Source organism: Inquilinus ginsengisoli (genome assembly GCF_031453975.1).
GTDB lineage: Bacteria > Pseudomonadota > Alphaproteobacteria > DSM-16000 > Inquilinaceae > Inquilinus > Inquilinus ginsengisoli_A.
Genome location: NZ_JAVDPW010000008.1, coordinates 106331 through 128152, shown reverse-complemented (window position 1 = coordinate 128152; position 21822 = coordinate 106331). Strand labels below are relative to the sequence as shown.

Annotated in this window: 19 protein-coding genes and 1 riboswitch; of the genes, 8 read left to right on the top strand and 11 right to left on the bottom strand. The window is 69.7% G+C overall.

Features of this window, described 5'->3' with window-relative positions:
• Positions 1–2: 2 nt before the first annotated feature.
• Together E9232_RS22445 and E9232_RS22440 are read right to left on the bottom strand one after the other, a co-directional pair.
• Positions 3–572, bottom strand: coding sequence for a precorrin-2 dehydrogenase/sirohydrochlorin ferrochelatase family protein (locus E9232_RS22445; RefSeq protein WP_309797673.1), 570 nt, complete (start codon positions 570–572; stop codon positions 3–5).
• Positions 572–2290: an NADPH-dependent assimilatory sulfite reductase hemoprotein subunit gene (locus tag E9232_RS22440; RefSeq protein ID WP_309797671.1), complete on the bottom strand. Its 1719-nt coding sequence runs from the start codon at positions 2288–2290 to the stop codon at positions 572–574. Before E9232_RS22440 ends, E9232_RS22445 begins: the two co-directional genes overlap by 1 nt.
• 123 nt (positions 2291–2413) lie before the next feature.
• Between E9232_RS22440 and E9232_RS22435 the strand changes: the two genes are divergently transcribed.
• Genes E9232_RS22435 through cysC form a run of 3 tightly spaced genes read left to right on the top strand, consistent with a single transcriptional unit; the run spans position 2414 to position 5850 of the window.
• Positions 2414–3139, top strand: coding sequence for a phosphoadenylyl-sulfate reductase (locus tag E9232_RS22435; RefSeq protein ID WP_309797669.1), 726 nt, complete (start codon positions 2414–2416; stop codon positions 3137–3139).
• Between the two features lie 16 nt (positions 3140–3155).
• Positions 3156–3950, top strand: coding sequence for a sulfate adenylyltransferase subunit CysD (gene cysD / locus E9232_RS22430; RefSeq protein ID WP_309797667.1), 795 nt, complete (start codon positions 3156–3158; stop codon positions 3948–3950).
• A gap of 1 nt (position 3951) precedes the next feature.
• Positions 3952–5850, top strand: a complete 1899-nt coding sequence (cysC, locus tag E9232_RS22425; protein WP_309797665.1) for an adenylyl-sulfate kinase — start codon at positions 3952–3954, stop codon at positions 5848–5850.
• Between the two features lie 228 nt (positions 5851–6078).
• Here the strand turns inward: cysC and E9232_RS22420 are convergent, their stop codons facing one another.
• The 3 genes from E9232_RS22420 to murJ form a co-directional block, all read right to left on the bottom strand.
• Positions 6079–6339: a TfoX/Sxy family protein gene (locus E9232_RS22420; RefSeq protein WP_309797662.1), complete on the bottom strand. Its 261-nt coding sequence runs from the start codon at positions 6337–6339 to the stop codon at positions 6079–6081.
• Positions 6336–7337 carry a tryptophan--tRNA ligase gene (gene trpS, locus E9232_RS22415; RefSeq protein ID WP_309797661.1) on the bottom strand — a complete coding sequence of 334 codons (1002 nt, stop codon included), beginning with the start codon at positions 7335–7337 and terminating at the stop codon, positions 6336–6338. The genes E9232_RS22420 and trpS overlap by 4 nt, the downstream gene beginning before the upstream one ends.
• A gap of 62 nt (positions 7338–7399) precedes the next feature.
• Entirely contained in the window at positions 7400–8935 is a 1536-nt protein-coding gene (gene murJ, locus E9232_RS22410) for a murein biosynthesis integral membrane protein MurJ (RefSeq protein WP_309797659.1), read from the bottom strand.
• A gap of 74 nt (positions 8936–9009) precedes the next feature.
• Between murJ and E9232_RS22405 the strand changes: the two genes are divergently transcribed.
• The 5 genes from E9232_RS22405 to E9232_RS22385 all read left to right on the top strand — a co-directional run bounded on the left by E9232_RS22405 (position 9010) and on the right by E9232_RS22385 (position 14846).
• Positions 9010–9552: a 2'-5' RNA ligase family protein gene (locus tag E9232_RS22405; RefSeq protein WP_309797658.1), complete on the top strand. Its 543-nt coding sequence runs from the start codon at positions 9010–9012 to the stop codon at positions 9550–9552.
• A 381-nt stretch (positions 9553–9933) separates the two neighbouring features.
• Positions 9934–10989: a multiple monosaccharide ABC transporter substrate-binding protein gene (chvE, locus tag E9232_RS22400; RefSeq protein ID WP_309797656.1), complete on the top strand. Its 1056-nt coding sequence runs from the start codon at positions 9934–9936 to the stop codon at positions 10987–10989.
• 105 nt (positions 10990–11094) lie between these two features.
• Entirely contained in the window at positions 11095–12648 is a 1554-nt protein-coding gene (gene mmsA, locus E9232_RS22395) for a multiple monosaccharide ABC transporter ATP-binding protein (protein ID WP_441716509.1), read from the top strand.
• 11 nt (positions 12649–12659) lie between these two features.
• Complete coding sequence (mmsB, locus tag E9232_RS22390) at positions 12660–13880, top strand: multiple monosaccharide ABC transporter permease (protein ID WP_309797654.1); 1221 nt, start codon at positions 12660–12662, stop codon at positions 13878–13880.
• A 144-nt stretch (positions 13881–14024) separates the two neighbouring features.
• A complete protein-coding gene (locus tag E9232_RS22385) occupies positions 14025–14846 on the top strand; it encodes a hypothetical protein (RefSeq protein ID WP_309797652.1) in 822 nt (273 codons plus the stop codon).
• Between the two features lie 4 nt (positions 14847–14850).
• Here the strand turns inward: E9232_RS22385 and thiD are convergent, their stop codons facing one another.
• From thiD to E9232_RS22355, 6 genes are all read right to left on the bottom strand, one after another.
• Complete coding sequence (gene thiD / locus E9232_RS22380) at positions 14851–15669, bottom strand: bifunctional hydroxymethylpyrimidine kinase/phosphomethylpyrimidine kinase (protein ID WP_309797650.1); 819 nt, start codon at positions 15667–15669, stop codon at positions 14851–14853.
• Complete coding sequence (gene thiE, locus E9232_RS22375; RefSeq protein WP_309797649.1) at positions 15666–16343, bottom strand: thiamine phosphate synthase; 678 nt, start codon at positions 16341–16343, stop codon at positions 15666–15668. Before thiE ends, thiD begins: the two co-directional genes overlap by 4 nt.
• Before the next feature lie 64 nt (positions 16344–16407).
• Positions 16408–16502: riboswitch (TPP riboswitch) on the bottom strand.
• A 139-nt stretch (positions 16503–16641) separates the two neighbouring features.
• Entirely contained in the window at positions 16642–18081 is a 1440-nt protein-coding gene (locus tag E9232_RS22370; protein WP_309797647.1) for an aldehyde dehydrogenase family protein, read from the bottom strand.
• A 74-nt stretch (positions 18082–18155) separates the two neighbouring features.
• On the bottom strand, positions 18156–19508 hold the full coding sequence (locus tag E9232_RS22365; RefSeq protein ID WP_309797646.1) for a DNA recombination protein RmuC: 1353 nt from the start codon (positions 19506–19508) through the stop codon (positions 18156–18158).
• Positions 19509–19550: 42 nt separating this feature from the next.
• A complete protein-coding gene (eno, locus tag E9232_RS22360) occupies positions 19551–20825 on the bottom strand; it encodes a phosphopyruvate hydratase (protein WP_309797644.1) in 1275 nt (424 codons plus the stop codon).
• Positions 20822–21820, bottom strand: a complete 999-nt coding sequence (locus E9232_RS22355; RefSeq protein WP_309797643.1) for a phosphotransferase family protein — start codon at positions 21818–21820, stop codon at positions 20822–20824. Before E9232_RS22355 ends, eno begins: the two co-directional genes overlap by 4 nt.
• Positions 21821–21822: the final 2 nt, after the last annotated feature.

The window sequence follows — 21822 nt, the reverse complement described above, 5'->3', positions numbered from 1 at the left end:
GGTCAGGTCCCGGGGCGGCCCAGCCAGCCTTCGCGGTCGATCACCACATCCACCGCGCGGGCGATCTCGGCCGGGCCGCGTCCCTGTGCCCGCAGTTCGGTGCGCAGCAGGCCCAGCCGGGCGAGGCGGGCGCCCCAGTCGCGATGGATCAGCCGCTCGGCGGCGCGGCGCAGCCGGCCGGCCAGCCGCGGGCTCTGCCCACCGGTCGAGATCGCCACCACCAGGTCGCCGCGGCGCACGATCGCCGGCAGGTGGAAGTCGCACAGCGCCGTGCGGTCCTCGACATTGACCAGGAGGCCGAGCTGGCGGGCGAGGAAGGCGAGGTCGACGGCGCGGGCCTCGTCCAGATCGGCCACCAGCAGCAGGCGCTGGGCACCGAGATCGGCGGCGGTCGGCAGCCGGCGGTGCAGGCGCTTGCCGGCAGCGAGGACCAGGTCGGACGACGGGGCATCGGAGAACACGGTGACGGTGAAGCCGCCCTCGTCGAGCTGGGCGAGGCGATGCACCGTCTTGTCGCCGATGCCGACCAGGGCGACCGGCACCGCCTCGGGGCACAGGGTGATCGGCAGCATCAGAGCGCCTTTCCGCCCGGCAGCAGGGTGGCCAGCCGGTCCAGCCCCTGGCGGTGGCAATAGTCGCCGAAGCCTTCGCCCGGCAGCCGCTCCTTGGCGAAGGCGCCGAACAGCGGGTCCAGCGTGTCGGCGATCGACGCCTCCGGCACCTTCTCGGTCAGCTTGGCGTTCAGCCGGGTGCCTTCGAAATCGCCGCCCACGAACAGGGCGAAGGTGCCCGGCGTGCGGCCGACCAGGCCGATGTCGCCGGCATAGGGGCGGGCGCAGCCATTCGGGCAGCCGGTGATGCGGATGCTGATCCGCTCGTCGATCAGCCCATGCTTGCGCAGCGCCACCTCGACCGAATCGATCAGCGGCTCGCGGATGCGCTCGGCCTCGGACAGGGCCAGGCCGCAGGTCGGCAGGGCCGGGCAGGCCAGGGCCCAGCGCCGCACCGCCGTCAGCTCCTCGGCGAAGACCACGCCGTGGCTGCGCAGATGCGCCTCGATCTCGTCGCGCTCATTGGCGGCGATGTCGGCGATCAGGATGTCCTGCTGCGGCGTCAGCACCGCCGGCTTGGCCCAATTCTCGAACAGGGTGCGCAGCGCGGTGCGCAGGCGGATCTGCGGTCCGTCCTGGATGCGGCCGCTGGCGATCGGCAGGCCCAGCCAGAAGCGGCCGTCGCCCTGCTCGTGCCAGCCGAGATGGTCGGGCACCTGGAATGGGGCGTGCGGCAGCGGGTCGGCCAGCACCCGGCCGAACTGGCGCTCCAGTTCCGCCCGGGTCCAGTCCAGCCCCATGTCGTCCAGCACGTATTTCAGCCGGGCGCGCTTGCGGTCGGCGCGGTTGCCGTGGTCGCGGTACAGCCGGATCACCGCCTCGGCGCCCTGCAGCAGCTCGCCGGGGCCGACCGAGGCGATCGGCGAGCCCATGCGGGCGTAGGTGCCGGGCTTGGTGTGGGTCAGGCCATGGCCGCCGCCGAGATTGAGGTTGTAGCCCTGCAACTGGTCGCCCTCGAACACGGCGAGCACGCCGAGGTCGTGGGTCAGGATGTCGACCGTGTTGTCCTCGGGCGCCGCCAGGCCGATCTTGAACTTCCGCGGCAGGTAGGTGGCGCCGTACAGCGGCTCCGCCACCGGCGCGTCCGGCGTCAGGTTCTCTTCGTCGAGGAAGATCTCGTAATAGGCGCGGCTTTTCGGCAGCAGGCGCTGCGACAGGAACCGCGCGTCGGCCTCCAGCCGGCCATGCACCGCATCGCGGATCGGCGCCGGGGTGGTCATGACGTTGCGCACCACGTCGCCGCAGGCCGACATGGTGGTCAGCAGCGAATGGTTGATGTCGGCGATGGTGGGCTTCAGATTTCCCTTCAGAACGCCGTGGAATTGGATGCCCTGGCGCGTGGTAATCCGCACCGTTCCGTTGGCATATCTGTCGGCGATGGCGTCGAGGGCGAGGTACTGGTCCGCTGTGATCCGCCCGCCCGGAATGCGGGCGCGGATCATGAACTGGTATTCCTTCTCCAGCCCCTGCTTCTTCAGAGCGGTCGCGGTGTCACGGTCGTACTGCTCGTAACTGCCGTGGAATTTCAGCAGGTTATAGCTCGCTTCCGTGACCGATGTGCCGGGTGCGGTCAGGTCGGCGGCGATGTCGCCGCGCAGGAATCGGCTCTGTTCCTTCACGCCTTCTACAGCGGAAAGCTTCGGCGGGGCCGCGGGGGCGGCGGGAAGATCGGCGGACATGAGGCGGCGTTCTTATCCACAAATTGAGTGTTGACATTAGCTTCGAGATTCACACACAGTCAATCAGCAAATAGGCTCTATTTTACAGGAAAGTACGGGCAATTTGCTGAGTATGAGTACCCGATGCCTGCCGCCGCCGCATCCTCGCCGCTCGATCCGGAGCTGATCGCCGCCCAGTTCGATGGGCTGGACGGGCGCGTCCTGATCGAAAAAGCGCTGGCAGAACCACGGCTTGGTCGTATCGCCCTGGTCTCGTCCTTCGGCACGGAAGCGGCGGTGCTGCTGGCCCTGCTGGCCGAGGTGGCGCCGGCCACGCCGGTGATCTTCCTCGACACCCTGCGACACTTTGGCGAGACCCTGCGCTACCGCGACAAGCTGGTGGCGCATCTCGGGTTGACCGATGTGCGCTCGGTCAAACCCGACTCGGCGGAGATCGCCCGCCGCGACCCCGACCTGCTGCTGTTCCAGCGCGACCCGGACGCCTGCTGCGGCCTGCGCAAGGTCGAACCACTGGCGCGGGCGCTGACCGGCTTCGGCGGCTGGATCACCGGGCGCAAGCGCTTCCAGGCCGCCACCCGCGCGGTGCTGCCGGCGGTGGAATGGGCGCCGGACGAGGGCCGGTTCAAGATCAACCCGCTGGCCAGCTGGGCGCCCGACCGGGTGGCGGCGGAATTCGACGCCCGCGGCCTGCCGCACCATCCCCTGGAGGCCGACGGCTTCCCCTCGATCGGCTGCATGCCCTGTACCGAGCGGGTGGCGCCTGGCGCCGACCCGCGCTCCGGCCGCTGGTCTGGCCAGGCCAAGACCGAATGCGGCATCCATCGCCCCGCCGATCCTGTCTCTCTTTGAGCGATACCCCGTAAAAATGAATCATCTCGACGAACTGGAAGCGGAGAGCATCACGATTCTCCGCGAAGCCTTCGCCCGTATCGATCGTCTCGGCCTGCTGTGGTCCATCGGCAAGGATTCGACCCTCATCCTGTGGCTGCTGCGCAAGGCGTTCTTCGGCCATATCCCGTTCCCGCTGGTCCAGCTCGAGACCCATATGGAGCTGCCGGAGGTCTATGAGTTCCGCGACCGGCTGGTGCGCGAGTGGAATCTGCCGCTGATCATCGAGGACTGCCCGCCGGAAGCGGCGATGGACCCGACGCTGGCGGCCGGCGCCCGGGCGGCGGCGCGCAAGACCGAGGGGCTGAAGTCGGTGATCCACCGCGAGGGCTTCGAGGGCATCATCGTCGGCATCCGCCGGGACGAGCAGGGGACGCGGGCGAAGGAACGGGTGTTCAGCCCGCGCAGCTTCGAGGGCGGCTGGGACGTGACCGACCAGCCGGCGGAATTCTGGGGCCAGTACAAGACCCGGTTCGAACCCGGCACCCATGTCCGCATCCACCCGATCCTGAAATGGACCGAGATCGACGTCTGGCGCTACACCCAGCGCGAGGGCATCCCGATCGTGCCGCTGTACCTGGCCAAGGACGGGCTGCGCTACCGCTCGCTGGGCGAGAAGAACATCACCCTGCCGGTCGAAAGCGACGCGGACACCATCGACGCGATCATCGCCGAGCTGGAGACCACCAAGGTCTCCGAACGCTCCGGCCGGATCATCGACAACGAAACCGAGGACGGCTTCGAACGCCTCCGCAGCGCGGGGTACATGTGACATGGAAGGCATCGTCGCCCTGCACCCGGCGCTCGCCGCCGCCCGCACCCTGCGCGTCGTCATCGCCGGCCATGTCGACCACGGCAAGTCGACCCTGATCGGCCGGCTGCTGCACGACACCGGCACCCTCGGCCCCGAGCGCGTCACCGCCGTCGAGGCGATGAGCAAGAAGCGCGGCATGCCGTTCGAATGGTCGTTCCTGATCGACGCGCTGCAGTCCGAGCGCGACCAGGGCATCACCATCGACACGGCCGAGGTGCAGTTCCGCACCCCGCGCCGGCGCTATGTGCTGATCGACGCGCCGGGCCATGCCGAATTCCTCAAGAACATGGTCTCCGGCGCGGCCGGGGCCGATGCCGCCCTGCTGCTGGTCGATGCCCGCGAGGGCACGCTGGAACAGTCGCGCCGCCACGCCCTGATCCTCGGCCTGCTCGGCATCACCCAGGTGGTGGTGGCGATCAACAAGATGGACCTGGTCGAATACGACCAGGCCCGCTACCAGGCGGTGACCGACGAGATCTCGGCCTATCTCAACAGCGTCGGCATCACCCCCTGGGTGGTGGTGCCGCTCGCCGCTCGGCATGGCGAGAACATCGTCACCCGGTCGGCGCTGATGCCCTGGTACGAGGGGCCGTCGCTGGTCGAGGCGCTGGACGGGCTGGAAGCCGCCCCAGCGCCGACCGACCGGCCGCTGCGCCTGCCGGTGCAGGATGTCTACAAATTCGACGACCGCCGCATCGTCGCCGGCCGGATCGAGAGCGGCACGCTCAAGGTCGGCCAGACCCTGCGCTTCGCCCCGTCGGGCAAGGTCGCGCGCATCGCCACGATCGAGAACTGGCCGGCGGCGGCGGACCAGACCATCGCCAAGGCCGGCGAGGCGGTCGGGCTGACGCTGGACCCGCCGATCTTCGTCGAGCGCGGCCAGATCGCGACCCTGGCCGAGGCGGCGCCGCCGACCGCGACCCGGATCAAGCTGCGGCTGTTCTGGCTGGCGCGCGAACCGCTGCGCCCCGGCGCCCGGCTGACGCTCCGCCTGGCCACCGCCGAGCACACCGTGACGGTGGAGCGGATCGACCATGTGGTCGAGGTCCACACGCTGGAGACCCGGACGGCGGAGCTGGTGCGGCGCAACGAGACGGCGGAGATCGAGGTGGTCGGCCGCACGGCGATCGCCTTCGACCGCCATGCCGATTTGCCCGGCACCGGCCGCGGCGTGCTGATCGACGGCTATGACGTGGTCGGCGGCGTCACCATCCTCGACGCCACGGTCGACAGCCGGCTGCTGTTCCCGACCGAACGGCGGGTCGACGCCCAGGCCCGGCGCTTGGCCAACGGCCATTCCGGCGGCGTGGTCTGGCTGACCGGCTTGTCCGGCTCCGGCAAGTCGACGCTGGCGACGGCGCTGGAGCTGCGGCTGTTCGCCCGCGGCTGGCAGACCACGGTGCTGGACGGCGATTCGCTGCGCACCGGCCTCGGCCGCGACCTCGGCTTCTCCACCGAGGACCGGGCCGAGAATGTGCGCCGCGCCGCCGAGGTGGCCCGGCTGTTCGCCGAGGCCGGGCTGATCGCCATCGTGGCGCTGATCTCGCCCGAACGCTGGCACCGGGCGCTGGCCGGCGACGTGGTCGGCGACGGCTTCCGCGAGATCTTCGTCAAGGCCGACCTGGCGATCTGCGAGCAGCGCGACCCCAAGGGCCTCTACGCCAAGGCCCGCCGCGGCGAGATCCAGAGCTTCACCGGCGTCTCGGCGCCGTATGAGGCGCCGGAGACGCCGGACCTCGCCATCGACACCGGCACCATGCCGATCGACGCGGCGATCGACCTCTTGGAATCCTTCACCATCACCAGCTTCGCCGGCTCGGCCAAGCGGGTGGCGGAAGGCGTCGATCCGTCGATCTAGCGCCTGCACTCTCCGTTCCTGTCATGCCACGGCTTGCCCCGGATCAAGTCCGAGGGGTGCATCCAGGGGCGGCCGGAGCGGTCCTTGGTGGCCCCTGGATTGCCGGGTCAAGGCCCGGCAATGACAATGGAAGATGAGGCGTAGGTTGGGTTCGCATCGCGAACCCAACACTTTTCCGTTCGACCGATGTTGGGTTCGCCGAGGCGAACCCAACCTACGCGGTTTGCCTCACTCCACCCCGGCGTCCCGGCGCAGTTCGGCGCGCAGCTCCTGGGTCAGCGAGGCCCAGTGCTGGTTGGTCAGGGCGCCATGCAGGGCGTACAGCGCATTGACCGTGATCTTCTCCGGCTGCCACGCCTTCAGCCGCTGCCAGGCCGTGATCGGGCCCAGCGCGCGCAGCTCGGCCTCGGTGCTGATGCCCACCTCGGCCAGCCAGTCGGCGGTCTTGGGGCCGAGATTCGGCAAAGTGGAGATCGGGCGCTCCCTCATGGCCGCAGCAGCCCCATGATGTCCTGCACCTCGGCCAGGGTCGGCGCGGCCAAGGCCGCCGCCTTCTCGCCGCCCTGGCGCAGGACCGCGTCGACATGGCCGGGGTCGGCCATCAGCCGGCGCATCTCGCCGCCGATCGGGGCCAGCACCGCGACCGCGATGTCGGTCAGCGCGCCCTTGAAGGTCGAGAACGGCGTGCCGCCGAATTCGGCCAGAACCGCCGCCACATCCTTGCCGGCCAGGGCGCCGTAGATGTTGACCAGATTCTCGGCCTCGGGCCGCGTCGCCAGGCCCTCCGCCTCGGTCGGCAGCGGCTCCGGGTCGGTCTTGGCCTTGCGGAACTTCAGGGCGATGGTGTCGGCGTCGTCGGTCATGTTGATGCGGCTGTAGTCGGACGGGTCCGACTTGCTCATCTTCTTCGACCCGTCGCGCAGGCTCATCACCCGCGTCGCCGATCCCAGGATCTGCGGCTCCGGCAACGGGAAGAAGTCGACGCCGTAGCGCTGGTTGAACGACTGGGCGATGTCGCGGGTCAGTTCCAGATGCTGCTTCTGGTCCTCGCCCACCGGCACATGGGTGCCCTTGTACAGCAGGATGTCGGCCGCCATCAGCACGGGATAGGCCAGCAGGCCGTGCATCGCCGTGTCCTGCTGCTTGCCGGCCTTGTCCTTGAACTGGGTCATCCGGCGCAGCCAGCCCAGCGGGGTGACGCAGGAGAACAGCCAGGCCAGCTCGCTGTGCCCCGGCACCTGGCTCTGCGCGAACAGGATGCTGCGCGCCGGGTCGATGCCGACCGCCAGCAGCGTCGCTGCCAGCTCGCGGATATGAGCCCGCAGTTCGACCGGATCCTGCGGCTGGGTCAGGGCGTGCAGGTCGACGACGCAGTAGATCGTCTCGAACTCGTCCCCCTGTAGCGCCACCCAGTTCCGCACGGCGCCCAGGTAGTTGCCGAGGTGCATGTTGTGGGTGGGCTGGATGCCCGAGAAGATGCGTTTCATGTCCGCCGATGCCGACAGGGGTTGGGGAAGGCTGGGTATATCGCCGGGCCGCAGCGGTCGGGTCAACCCGCCAGATGCGCGCGGCGGCGGAACCGGGCCAGTTCGCCGCGGTCGACCGCCCCCAGCAGCAGGCACAGGGCGGTGTAGAGGACCACGCCGCCGCCGATCAGCGTGGCCAGCGCGCCGCCGCCGACGGCGCCCAGCGCCTGCCGGCCCAGCAGCAGGCCGGCGGCCATGCCCAGCGCCGCCAGCACGATCCTCCAGCCCCGCCGCCGCAGTCCGGAATCGAGCGGCAGGGCGTCGCGGCGGTGCAGCGACCAGGCCAGCAGCCCGGCATTGACCCAGGCGGCGATGCCGGTCGCCAGGGCGATGCCGACATGGCCCAGCGGCCGCATCAGGACCACGGCGCCGGCGACGGCCAGCAGGGTGGCGGCCGCGCCGGTGCGCATCGGCGTCGTCGTGTCGGCGCGGGCGAAGCACAGGGTCGAGAACACCCGGATCAGGATGTAGGCCGGGATGCCCAGCGCGTAGGCGGCCAGGGCGCCGGACACCGCCACGGTCTGCGCCGGGCCGAAGGCGCCGCGCTCGAACAGGGTGTGGATGATCGGCCCGGCCAGGGCGATCAGCCCGGCGGCGGAGGGCAGGCCCAGCAGCAGCGCGTACTCGATCGCCCGGCTCTGCGTCGCCGTCACATCCTGCGGCCGGTCCTCGACCAGGAGGCGGGTGAGGGTGGGCAGCAGGGCGGTGCCGAGCGCGATGCCGACGATGCCGAGCGGCAGCTGGGTCAGGCGGTCGGCGTAGTATAGGGCGCTGACCGCGCCGGCCGGCAGGAAGCTGGCGATCAGCGTGTTCAGGAACATCTGGATCTGGGTGATGCCGGCCCCGACCGCGCCCGGCCCCATCAGCACCAGCAGGCGCTTCAGCCGCGGCCCGATGCGTGGCGGCATCAGCCGGATCGACACGCCGTGCCGGCGGCAGGCCAGGGCCAGCCAGGCCACCTGGACGATGCCCGACAGGGTGACCCCGACCACCAGCGCCCGGCCGGGCGACCCCGCGATATGGGTGCCGAACAGCAGCGCCGCGATCAGCACCAGGTTGAACAGGATCGGCGCCGCGGCGAAGGGCGCCAGCCTCTCCTGCGCGTTCAGCACGCCGCCCAGCAGGGCCGACACCGACATCAGCAGCAGGTAGGGGAAGGCGAGGCGGGCATAGTCCAGCGCCAGGACCTGGCGCGCCGGGTCGGCGACGAAGCCGGGCGCGATCACCGCCAGGATGCCGGGCATGGCCAAGAGGGCCAAGACGGTCAGCGGGATCAGCACCGCCAGCATCACCGCCAGCGTCTCGCCGGCGAAATCCAGCGCCGCCCGGCGGCCGTTCTCGCCGCGCTCGGCGGCGTATTGCGGCACGAAGGTGACCATGAAGGCGCCGTCGCCGAACAGCCGGCGGGCCAGGTTCGGCAGCTTGACCGCGATGACGAAGGCGTCGGCCATCGGCCCCGCGCCCAGGAGGGACGCGGTCAGGATATCGCGGGCGAATCCGGCAATCCGGCTGACGGCCGTCAATCCCCCGACCGTCGCCATGCCGCGCAGCAGGGACATGGGGCGGAGCTTTAGCCGGGTTTTGCGGCGGCGGGAAGGTGTGGCTAGTGTTTCGAAGCAGCTTGGGTGAAGCGATGGGCGGGGCATCAGTCAAGATCGCGGTGGTCGGCTATCCCGCCTGGTCGGATGCGGATCGCGACCGGGTCGAGGGCATTCGCCGGCGTCATGACCCGGCCAAGGCTGCGATGATCGCGGCCCATGTCACTTTCGTGTTCCCGACCGGCCTGCTGAACGAGGATGCGGTTCTGGCTCATCTGCACGATCGGCTGCGCGGCGATGCGCCGATCGAATTCACCCTGTCGGCGGCGGAACCGGCCGTGGACGACGCGATGGGCGAGCACCTGGTCTTCCTGCTGCCCGGCCACGGCCGCGTCGCGCTCACGGCGCTGCACGACCGACTCTACACCGGCGCGCTGGCCCCGGCCCTGCGCCCTGACTTGCCCTATTGCCCACACATCACGGTGGCCCGGTTTGCCGATGCGGCCGGCGCGGCCGCGCTGGCGAATGACATCCGGAGGGACGGGCTCTCCATCGCCGGGCGGATCGAGGCGGTGACGGTGCTGCGCTGCACGGCCGACAGCATCCGCCCGGTGGCGACGCTTCCTTTCACCGGGTGACGCGGGCGCCGCTTGACAGCATCCCGGCGCCGAAGGAAAGTGGCGGCCTATTTGTATGAGGATTGATGGCGCGGCCGAACCGCGCCCGAGCCAGGGAGGACGACATGCATTCCAGATCAATCACGGGGCGCCGACCTTGACCCTTCGGCCGCGACCGGCCCGGCCATCGCGCCAGGACGGCTGCCGGGCGTCGCGACGGCCTTGTCTTGCCGGGGCCGCGGGCGCCACACTCCACCCAAGCGCATGAAAGCGAATGGTTCGGCTTAGATGACCGGGGGCGGTGCCCCTGGACCATCCACGTCGAAACCGGCCACCGGAACCGTACCATTTCGGTCCCTCCGGCGGCTCAACACAAAATCGAGGGAGAGACATTTGAGCACGATGAAATCCGCAATCGCGGCGCTGGCGGTGGGGCTGTTCGCCCTCGCCTCCCAGGCACAGGCGGCCGACAAGGGCCTCGTCGGCGTCTCCATGCCGAACAAGGTTTCGGCGCGCTGGATCGCCGACGGCGACAACATGGTCAAGTCGCTGCAGGCCAAGGGCTACAGCGCCGACCTGCAATATGCGGGCGACGACATCCCGACCCAGCTGTCCCAGATCGAGAACATGGTCACCAAGGGCGCCAAGGTGCTGGTGATCGCGTCGATCGACGGCACCACGCTGACCTCGGTGCTGCAGCAGGCGCATGATGCCGGGATCAAGGTCATCGCCTATGACCGCCTGATCCGCGACACGCCGAATGTCGACTACTACACCACCTTCGACAACTTCCAGGTCGGTGTGCTGCAGGCGGGTTCGCTGGTCGACGCGCTCGGCCTGAAGGACGGCAAGGGCCCGTTCAATGTCGAGCTGTTCGGCGGCTCGCCGGACGACAACAACGCCTTCTTCTTCTACAACGGCGCGATGTCGGTGCTGCAGCCCTACATCGACAGCAAGAAGGTGGTGGTGCCCAGCGGCCAGATGGGCATGGACAAGGTCGGCATCTTGCGCTGGGACCCGAACACTGCCCAGGCCCGCATGGACAACCTGCTGTCGGCCTATTACGGCGACAAGAAGGTGGACGCGGTGCTGTCGCCCTATGACGGCCTGTCGATGGGCATCATCGCCTCGCTGAAGGCGGTCGGCTACGGCTCGGGCGACCGGCCGCTGCCCTTCGTCTCCGGCCAGGACGCCGAGGTCCCGTCGGTCAAGTCGATCCTTGCCGGCGACCAGTACTCGACCGTGTTCAAGGACACGCGCGACCTCGCCAAGGTGACGGTGGACATGATCGACGCCGTGATGTCGGGCGCCGAGCCGAAGGTCAACGACACCAAGACCTACAACAACGGGGTCAAGGTGGTGCCGTCCTACCTGCTGATTCCGGTGCCGGTGACCAAGGCCAACGTCCAGAAGACCCTGGTCGACAGCGGCTACTACACCGCCGCCCAACTGAAGTAATCTGACAATGCCCCCAGGGCCCCGCGCCTCCGGGCGCGGGGCCCTGCCGTTGCATCTGCCGCGCCCAAGCGGCAGGTCGGCGCCCGTGGCGAGCGGAGCCTTGAGGTGGATACGATTAATCCTACGGTCGATACGATCCTGGAGATGCGCGGCATCACCAAGACGTTCCCGGGCGTGAAAGCGCTCAGTGACGTCAATCTCGCGGTCAGGCGCGGCGAGATCCATGCCGTGGTCGGCGAGAACGGCGCCGGCAAGTCGACGCTGATGAAGGTCCTGTCCGGCGTCTATCCGCACGGCACCTATGAAGGCGGAATCCATTTCGAGGGGCGGGAACGACAGTTCCGCTCGATCGCGGACAGCGAGCACGCCGGCATCATCATCATCCATCAGGAGCTGGCGCTGGTGCCGCTCCTGTCGATCGCCGAGAACCTGTTCCTCGGCAACGAGGTGGCGACCCGGGGCGTCATCGACTGGAACGAGACGCTGGTCCGGGCGCGGGCGCTGCTCGGCAAGGTCGGGCTGAAGGAGAACCCGGCGACGCTGGTCACCAATATCGGCATCGGCAAGCAGCAGCTGGTCGAGATCGCCAAGGCCCTGTCGAAGGAGGTGAAGCTCCTGATCCTCGACGAGCCGACCGCCAGCCTGAACGAGAGCGACAGCGACGCGCTCCTGGAGCTGCTGCTGGAGTTCAAGCGCCAGGGCATCTCCTCGATCCTGATCTCGCACAAGCTGAACGAGATCACCAAGGTCGCGGATTCGATCACCATCCTGCGCGACGGCTCGACCATCGAGACGCTGGACGCGCGCGGCGGCGTGGTCAACGAGGACCGCATCATCAAGGGCATGGTCGGCCGCGACCTGACCGACCGCTATCCCGGGCGCGAGCCGGAGCCGGGCGAGACCCTGCTCGCGGTGAAGGGCTGGAGCGTCTACCACCCGCTGCATGGCGACCGGCAGATGATCAAGGGCATCGACCTGCATGTCCGGGCCGGCGAGGTGGTGGGCATCGCCGGGCTGATGGGGGCGGGGCGGACCGAATTCGCCATGAGCGTCTTCGGCAAGTCCTACGGCCAGAAGATCACCGGCACCGCCACCATGCGCGGCCAGCCGGCCGACCTCGGCACCGTGCCCAAGGCGATCGCCGCCGGCCTCGCCTACGTCACCGAGGACCGCAAGCAGCTGGGCCTGGTGCTGGGCGATTCGATCCAGCACAACATCCCGCTGGCCCGCCTTCCCGGCGTGGCCCGCCGCGGCATCATCGACGAGATGCGTGAGCTCGGCGTCGCCTTCGACTACCGGCGCAAGCTCAACATCCGCTCCTCCGGCGTGCAGCAGCGGACGGTCAACCTGTCCGGCGGCAACCAGCAGAAGGTGGTGTTGAGCAAGTGGCTGTTCGCGGGGCCCGAGGTGCTGATCCTCGACGAGCCGACCCGCGGCATCGATGTCGGCGCCAAATACGAGATCTACACCATCATCAACCAGCTGGTCGCGGCCGGGAAGGGCGTGATCATGATCTCGTCGGAGATGCCCGAACTGCTGGGCATGTGCGACCGGATCTACGTCATGAACGAGGGCCGCCTTGTCGCCGAGATGCCGGCGAAGGAAGCCTCTCAGGAAAACATCATGCGGGCGATCATGCGCTCGAGAGAACGGGCCTAGGGACCAAGGCGATGACCACCGAAACCACTGCCCTGCAGACTCGGGTGAACACCCGGATCGGCGAGTTCCTGAAGAACAACATCCGCGAATACGCGATGCTGCTGTCGCTGGTCGCGATCATGGTCTTCTTCCAGTTCGCGACCGACGGTCGGCTGTTCACCCCCCTGAACCTGAGCAACCTGATCCAGCAGAACGCCTACGTCATCGTGCTGGCCTTCGGCATGCTGCTGGTCATCGTCAGCGGCCATATCGATCTGTCGGTCGGTTCGATCGCGGGCTTCGTCGGCGCGGTCGGCGGCGCGCTCATGGTGTGGGAGGGCGTCGACCCCTGGCTCTCCGCCATCGCCTGCCTGGTGCTGGGCGCGGTGATCGGGGCCGCCCAAGGCTATTTCGTCGCCTACCGCAAGATCCCGTCCTTCATCGTCACCCTAGCGGGGATGCTGGCCTTCCGCGGCCTCTGCATCATGGTGCTGAACGGCGAGCGCGCCGGGCCGGTGCCGGTCGAGTTCCAGAAGATGTCCTCGGGCTTCATCGCCGAGCCGTTCGGCTCGGTGCCGGAGCTGTTCACCGGCAACGGCAAGGTCTGGATCACCACGCTCTTGATCAGCCTGGCCGTGCCGCTGATCCTGGTCTGGTTCAACATCAAGAACCGGCGCAACGAGATCCAGCACGGCGTCGAGCAGGAGCCCCTGCTGTTCTTCGTCATCAAGAACGTGGCGACGCTGGTGGCCCTGGCCGGGCTCGGCTACCTGCTGGCGACCTACAACGGCCTGCCCAACATCCTGATCCTGATGGGCGTTCTGGTGGTGCTCTACGCCTTCGTCACCACCCGCACCACGCTCGGCCGCCGCATCTACGCGGTGGGCGGCAACGAGAAGGCGGCCAAGCTGTCCGGCATCAACACCGAACGGCTGGTGTTCCTGACCTTCGTCAACATGGGGGTGCTGGCGGCGCTGGCCGGGCTGATCACCACGGCGCGCCTGACCTCGGCGGTGCCGCAGGCCGGCAACCAGTTCGAGCTCGACGCCATCGCCGCCTGCTTCATCGGCGGCGCCTCGGCTTCGGGCGGCGTGGGCAAGATCACCGGTGTGGTGATCGGTGCCTTCATCATGGGCGTGATGAACAACGGCATGTCGATCCTCGGCCTCGGCATCGACCTGCAGATGGTGATCAAGGGCCTGGTGCTGCTCGCCGCCGTGGCCTTCGACGTCTACAACAAGAACAAGGGCTGATCCCCGCGTCGGCGAAGCCGATCGCGAGGTCGGCGAAGTCGGTCGCCAGCGTCGGGGCGGGAACAAAATCCTCTTCAGTCGCTTTCTGCGGGCGGGCGGTATCGACCCGCCCGCCCACAGAAATCACTGACGACGAGTTCCCGCATGCAGACCCTGTCCGCCTTCCCGACCCGGCCGCTGCGGGTGAACGCGCCCAAGCCGAAGACGGTGCGTCGCGTGATCATGCTCGTCTTCGTCGAGGTGATCCTGCTGGGAATGCTTGCCGCCCTGTTCGTGTGGATGGCGCCGCCGCTGCTGAACGATGCGCGGATCCGCCAGAATCCGGCAATCGCGCAGGACGGTGAGGTTGCGGACGGCAGCTGCCAGACAAGACTGGCCATCACCTTCTGCGATGCCACCCTGACCGCGCCCGGCCCGGACGGCACCGCCTTCCGCTCCGACGTCTCCTACTTCTTCCTCGACATCCATTCCGGCGACTACGACACCGAGGTGGTGCAGAGCGCCGACGACCCGCATCTGCTGACCACGACCCTGGGGCTCGACTATTTCTGGGACCGGGTCCTCTGCTTCGCGGCGGCCGTGGTGCTGCTGGTCGTCGGCGTCATCGGGATGGTCCGCGCCTCGATCGGCCAGCATCGCGGCGAGCGGCAGGCCCTGGCGCTGGACGGCCAGAAGCTGACCCCAGTGGCGGTGACCATCCGGACCCGCCAGAAGGTCCGGAAATCCATCGCCTGGCGGTTCAGCTATCCGTCCGCCGGCCGTGAGGCCAAGGCGAATGTGATGACCGCCAAGGACTTCCTGCCGTTCACGCTCGACGCCAAGGGCAAGCGCGCGCTCGCCGTGACCGGCGCGGCGGGCGGCGTTCCGTTCCTGCTCGATGCCGGGCTGACCCGGATCGAGCTGACCGAGGCGGAGCGGGCGGGGCTGCTCGAAGCGCAGCAGCGGGATCAGGCGGCGGCCGCCTGACCGGTCAGCCCCATAGCGCGTGGAAATGGTGCAGCGGGCCGTGGCCGCCGCCGACCGACAGGCGGCCGCTGGCCTGCAGCGCCCCGGTCAGATAGGACTTCGCCTCGCGCACCGCCGTCTCCAGGTCGGGACGCTGCGGCAGCAGGGCGGCGATCGCGGCCGACAGGGTGCAGCCGGTGCCGTGGGTGTTGCGGGTGGCGATGCGCGGCGCGGTCAGGATGACGGCGCCGGCCGGGCCCAGCAGCAGGTCCGGGCTCTCCGCCTCGTCCTCCAGGTGCCCGCCCTTCAGCAGCACCGCGCGCGGCCCCAGTGCCAGCAGCGCCGCCGCGGTCTCCGGCATCTCCGCCCGGCGCGCGGCCGCCGGCCGGTCCAGCAGGTCGGCCGCCTCCGGCAGGTTCGGGGTGACCAACGCGGCCAGCGGCAGGATCTCCTCGCGCAGGGCGGAGACGGCGTCCTGGCGCAGCAGCCGGTCGCCGCTCTTGGCCACCATGACCGGGTCGACCACCACCTGGGTCAGCCCGTGCCGGCGCAGCGCGTCGGCCACCGCGCGCACGATCCCGGCGGTGGCCAGCATGCCGATCTTGACCGCGTCGATCCGCACATCGGCCAGCAGGCAGTCGATCTGCCGGGTCACGAAGGCCGGCGACACCAGCTCCACCGCCTCGACCCCGCGGGTGTTCTGGGCCACCAGCGCGGTGATGACCGTGGTGCCGTAGGCGCCGAGGGCGGAGAACGCCTTGAGGTCGGCCTGGATGCCGGCGCCGCCGGACGGGTCGGTGCCGGCAATGGTCAGGACGTTGGGGATGGTGCCGGCGGGGATCACGCCGTTCCCCGCCCGTTGGTCACCGCCCCGCGGATCGCCCGGGCGGCGGCCTCCGGGTCGGCGGCGGCGCAGATCGCCGAGACCACGGCGACGCCGTCGGCCCCGGCCGCGACCACGGCGGCGGCCAGGGCCGCATCGATGCCGCCGATGCCGACCACGGGGAGGGGCACCTGCTCGCGCAGGGTGCGGAAGCCGTCGACGCCGATCGCCGGCCGCGCCTCGGCCTTGGTCGAGGTGGCGAAGACCGGGCCGATGCCGGCGTAGTCGGCGATGGCGGCATCGACCGCCCGCGCCTCCGCCGCGTCATGCACGGTGACGCCGATGATCAGCTCAGGGCCTAGCAGCCGGCGCGCGGTCTCCGCCGGCATGTCGCGGTCGCCCAGATGCACGCCGTCGGCGCCGACCGCCAGGGCCACGTCGACCCGGTCGTTGACGATCAGCGGGATGCCCAGCGGCGCCAGCACCGCCTGCAGCTGCCGCGCCGCCTCGATCAGGGACCGGGTGGTGGCGTCGGGGTCGCGCAGCTGCACCAGGGTGACGCCGCCCCGCACCGCCGCCGCGGCCACCGCCGCGACGCCGCGCGGGCCGCTCAGCCGGGTGTCGGTGACGAGATAGACCGACAGGTCGAAGCGTCGCCGCCCGGTCGATCCGAATGCCTGAAATGCCGTGCTCATCCATTCCTCCGCCGTGGCGAAGGGGGCGTCGGCGATCGATCCAAGAGGATCATGGCCCGTGGGCCAGGCATCGCGTGACGGTTCCCTTCGCTGGCATGACCCAGATCAGGTTCGACGGGTATGATCTCAGCCCGAGCGCGGGCACCCCGTGTCACTTCCAGGGCCGAGGCTCGCAAGGGCCGGGCGGGGTGTCAAGCGCGCCCGGCCAAATGAAAGGGCCCGGCCGTCGCCGGCCGGGCCCTTTGCATTGATCAGCCTGCGTCAGATCAGCCCGAGGCCATGATCGGCCTTCAGCCGATCAGCCTGGGAAGGTATAAGCGGTCTTCACCACCGTGTAGAACTCCGCGGCGTAGCGGCCCTGTTCGCGCGGGCCGTAGCTGGAGCCCTTCCGGCCGCCGAACGGCACGTGATAATCCACGCCCGCGGTCGGCAGGTTCACCATCACCATGCCGGCCTGGCTGGCCCGCTTGAAGTGGCTGGCGTATTTCAGGCTCGAGGTCGCGATGCCGGCGGAGAGGCCGAATTCGGTGTCGTTCGCCGTTGCCAGTGCAGCCTCGTAGTCCTTGACCCGGATCACCGAGGCGACCGGCCCGAAGATCTCCTCGCGGCTGATCCGCATGTCGTTGGTGGTCTCGATGAACAGCGCCGGGGACAGGTAGAAGCCCTCGGTCTCGCGGTTCAGCCGCTCGCCGCCGAAGGCCAGCTTGGCGCCTTCCTTGACGCCGATGTCGATGTAGGACAGGTCCTGGTCCAGCTGGCTCTGGTCCACCACCGGGCCCATCTCGGTGCCCTGCTTCAGCGCGTTGTCGACCTTCAGCGACTTCAGCTTCTCGGTCATCGCCGCGACGAAGCGGTCATGGATGCCCTCGGTCACGATCAGGCGGGACGAGGCGGTGCAGCGCTGGCCGGTGGAAAAGAAGGCGCTGTTGGTGGCGGCCCCGACGGCGGTGTTCAGGTCGGCATCGTCGAGGATGACCATCGGGTTCTTGCCGCCCATCTCGAGCTGCACCTTCTTGCCGATCTCGGCGCAGCGCACCGCGATGGCGCGGCCGGTGCCGACAGAGCCGGTGAAGCTGATGGCGTCGATATCGCGGCTGGCGACGAAGGCCTCGCCGACCACCGAGCCGCGGCCCATCACCAGGTTGAACACACCGGACGGCACGCCGGAGTCGATGATGATCTGCGACAGGGCCCAGGCGCTGCCCGGCACCAGGTCGGCCGGCTTGAACACGACGCAGTTGCCGTAGGCCAGGGCCGGGGCGATCTTCCAGGCCGGGATCGCGATCGGGAAGTTCCACGGCGTGATCAGGCCGATGACGCCCATCGGCTCCCGCGTGATCTCGACATCGATGCCGGGGCGGACCGAGGCCAGCTTCTCACCCTGGATGCGCAGCACCTCGCCGGCGAAGAACTTGAAGATCTGGCCGGCGCGGGCGGCCTCGCCGATGCCCTCGGGCAGGGTCTTGCCCTCCTCGCGCGACAGCAGCCGGCCCAGCTCTTCCTTCTTCGCCAGGATGGTGTTGCCGATCTTGTCCAGCAGGTCGTGCCGCTCCTGCAGCGTGGTCATCGACCACTTCGGGAAGGCGGCGCGGGCCGCGGCGATCGCCTGCTCCGCCTGGGCGCGGTCGGCGCGGGTGTATTCGCCCACCACGTCCGACAGGTCCGACGGGTTCACGTTCTTCGCGGCGTCCGGGCCTTCGACCCAGGATCCGGCGATGTAATTGGCGTGGACGCTCATTTCGTTCCCTCTCTCGACCTATTGTCGGATGAATGGCTACTGGATAGGTCGTGCCGATATCCGATGCAACAAGGCTATGGCGTTTCGTCTTCCGTCATGGCCGGCATGTCGGCCTCGGGTACGTCCAGCTCCAGAAGCGGCGCCGCCTTGTCCATCGGCAGTTCCTCGACCTGGCGCAGCTTGCGGTGGATGGCGCGGGTGCGGGTGCCGATCTGCTGGATCACGTTCTGCCCTTCCTGCAGCTTCTTGCCGACCTTGTCCATCAGCTCGCCATAGCTCTGGAACTCCGCCTTGACCGCGCCCAGCACCTGCCAGATCTCGGCCGATTTGTGCTGGATGGCGAGGGTGCGGAAGCCCATGCGCAGGCTGGACAGGAAGGCGCCCAGCGTGGTCGGGCCCAGGATGGTGACGCGGTACTGCTCGCGCACCGATTCGCGCAGGCCGGGCCGGCGCAGGATCTCGGCGAACAGCCCCTCGGTCGGCACGAACAGCACCGCGAAATCGGTGGTGACAGGCGGATAGATGTATTTGGTGGCGATCTTCTTGGCCTCGTCGCGGATCCGCCGGTCCAGCTGCCGGCCTGCCGCCTCGGCCGCCACGGTATCGCCGGCCTCCAGCGCCAGGTTCAGCCGCTCGTAATCCTCCTGCGGGAACTTGCTGTCGACCGGCAGCAGCACGCCTTCGGGCAGGCGGATGGCGAACTCCACCGTCTCGGAACTATCCGGCCGCGGCCGGGCGTTGCGCACCAGCTGGTCCTCGGTCAGCACCTGCTCCAGCAGGGCGTCCAGCTGCTCCTCGCCGAAGGTGCCGCGGGTCTTCACGCCGGACAGCATCTTCTTCAGGTCGCCGACGCCGCCGGCCAGCACCTGCATCTCGCCCAGGCCCTGATGCACCCGCTCCAGCCGCTCGCTCACGGTCTGGAACTGGGCCTGCAGCCGGGTCTCCAGCGTCGCCTGCAGCTTCTCGTCGACGGTGGCGCGCATCTGCTCCAGCTTCGCCTCATTCTCCTGGCGCAGCTTCTGCAGGTTCAGGTCCAGCGTCTCGCGCAGCCGGCCCTGGCTCTGCGCCATCGATTCGGACAGGGCCTGCAGCCGGGTGGCGACGGTGTCCAGCCGGGTCTGCTGGGTCTCGCCGATCGCCCGCATCGCGCCGACCAGCGTCTCGCCGGTGTGGCGCAGGGACGCCGCGATCTCCTGCCGCTGGCGGCTGTCGCGGGCCTCGGCCGAGGCTTCGGCGCGACGCTCCGCCGTCTGCAACTCCTGCTCCACCCGGCCCAGGTCGCGGCGCAGATCCTCGATCGCGCCGGTCAGCGGGCTCAGATCCAGCCGGGTCCGCCGGAACAGCGCGACCAGCAGGGTCAGCAGCGCGACGCCGAGGATGACGAGGCCGAGGATGCGGAGATCGATCGAGGCGAGGTCGAAATTCATAAGCTCATCCGGATGCGGGACCGGCAGAACACCCCAGACCGCTCACCCGCGCAAGGTGCTTCGGCCGGCGAAGATGGCGCGGCCGCCCAGCGCCTCCTCAATCCGCAGCGCCGCATTCCATTTCGCCATCCGCTCCGACCGGGCGAAGGACCCGACCTTCAGCTGGCCGACGCCCCAGCCGACCACCAGGTCGACGATGGTGGTGTCCTCGCTCTCGCCCGAGCGGGCGGAGACGATGCCGGTCAGCCCGACCGCCTTCGCCGCATCCCAGGCCGCCCTGGTCTCGGTCAGGGTGCCGCGCTGGTTCGGCTTGATCAGCACGGTGGTGCAGGCCCGTGTCGCCGCGGCCTCGCGCACCCGCGCCGCATCGGTGACCAGGAAATCGTCGCCGACGATCTGCACCCGGTCGCCGATCGCCGCGGTGATGGCCCGGAAGCCGGCGGCATCGTCCTCCGCCACCGGGTCCTCGACCGACAGGATCGGCCAGCGCCGGGTCCAGCCGGCGACCAGCTCGACCATCTCGCCGGTGTCGCGCTCCCGCCCCTCGAAGCGGTAGCGGCCGTCGCGGCCGAATTCGGAGGCGGCGACATCCAGCGCGATCGCGACCTCATCGCCCGGCCGGCGGCCGGCGGTCTCGATGGCGCGGACCAGCATGTCCAGCGCCTCGGCCGAATCGGCGAAGGCCGGCCAAAAGCCGCCTTCGTCGGCGACGCCGCACAGCTTGCCGGACTCGGCCATCAGCGACCCGGCGGCGCGGTAGACCTCCGCGGTCCAGTCCAGCGCCTCGGCGAAGCTGCCGGCGCCGGGGCAGATCACCATGAAGTCCTGCAGGTCCAGCCGCCGTCCGGCATGGGCGCCGCCGCCGAAGATCTGGATCTCCGGCAGGGGCAGCAGCACGGCATCGTCGCCGCCGAGATGGCGCCACAGCGGCAGGCCGGCGGCGGCCGCGGCAGCATGGGCCGTGGCCATCGACACGGCGATGGTGGCGTTGCCGCCCAGCCGCGCCTTGTTCGCGGTGCCGTCCAGGCCGATCAGGGCCTGGTCCAGCCCGGCCTGGTCGGAAGCGTCGAAGCCGGCCAGGGCGCGGGCGATCTCACCATTCACCGCATCGACCGCGCCGCGCACGTCATGGCCGCCGAAGCCGGTGCCGCCGTCGCGCCGGTCCAGCGCCTCGCCCGAGCCGGTGGAGGCCCCGGCTGGGGCGATGGCGCGGCCGATCGCGCCGCCCTCCAGCCGGATCTCGGCCTCCACGGTCGGCCGGCCGCGGCTGTCCCACACGCGGCGGCCACGGATCTCGGCGATGGTGGTGCGGGTCACAGGCTCAACTCCTCGGCCCAGGCGATGCGGATCTGGGCCAGTCTGTTCGGCGGGGCCAGCAGCAGCGGTTTCGCCACCCGGCGCACCCGGTCCTTCTGTGCGGAGTCGGTGAGGTATTCGACCGGGGACTTGCCGTCGACCCGGGCCAGCAGCAGCCCGGGCAGCAGCCGCGCGGCGCGGGCCTCGAAGGCGGCGGCCGGTTCCCAGTCCACGCCGGCGAGATAGGCGACGGCCAGCGCGTCGAAGCAAGCCAGGAACTGCCCGGCCGATTCGGGCCGCCACAGCCCCTTCAGCAGCAAATGATTCAGGCAGAAGGCGAGGTCGAAGGCCGGGTCGCCCCACCAGGCGCATTCGGCGTCGATGAACACCGGGCCTTGCGGTCCGATCAGGATGTTCTTCGGGCTGACGTCGCCATGGACCAGCGCCCGCTTGGTCGCCCGCGTGGTCTCGACCAGGGCCAACAGCGCGTCGGCGCAATCCGGATGCGCGGCCGCGGTCGCGACCAGATAGGGCTCCAGCCGGATGTCGTAGAAGATGCCGTCGGTCGGGAATTCGGCCGCCAGACCCGGATCCGCCGCCGTCGCCGCATGGATCCTGACCAGCCGCCGTCCCACCTCGGCCGCGACCGCCGGATCGGCCTGGCCGTCGCGCAGTTGGGCCTTCCACACCGGGTGGTCCTCCGGCGCCAGATAGGCCATGGCCAGGGCGCCGGCGGCATCGTCCTGGCCCAGCAGGGCCGGCACCGCCTGCGGCACGATGCCGGCGGCCACCCGCATCCAGCGCGCCTCATACAGGTTGCGCACCACCGGCGCCTGCCAGTCGGCCGCGACCCGCAGCTTCGGCAGGGCCCGCTTGACGCAGACCGGGCCGGCGGCCAGGTCGACCCGCCAGATGTCGGAGGAGACGCCGCCGGTCAGCGCGGTGAAGCGCGGCGTCTCGCCCGGGCCCGCCAGCCCCATCCGGCGCAGGGCCGGCAGCAGGTCGGGGGCCGTCATCG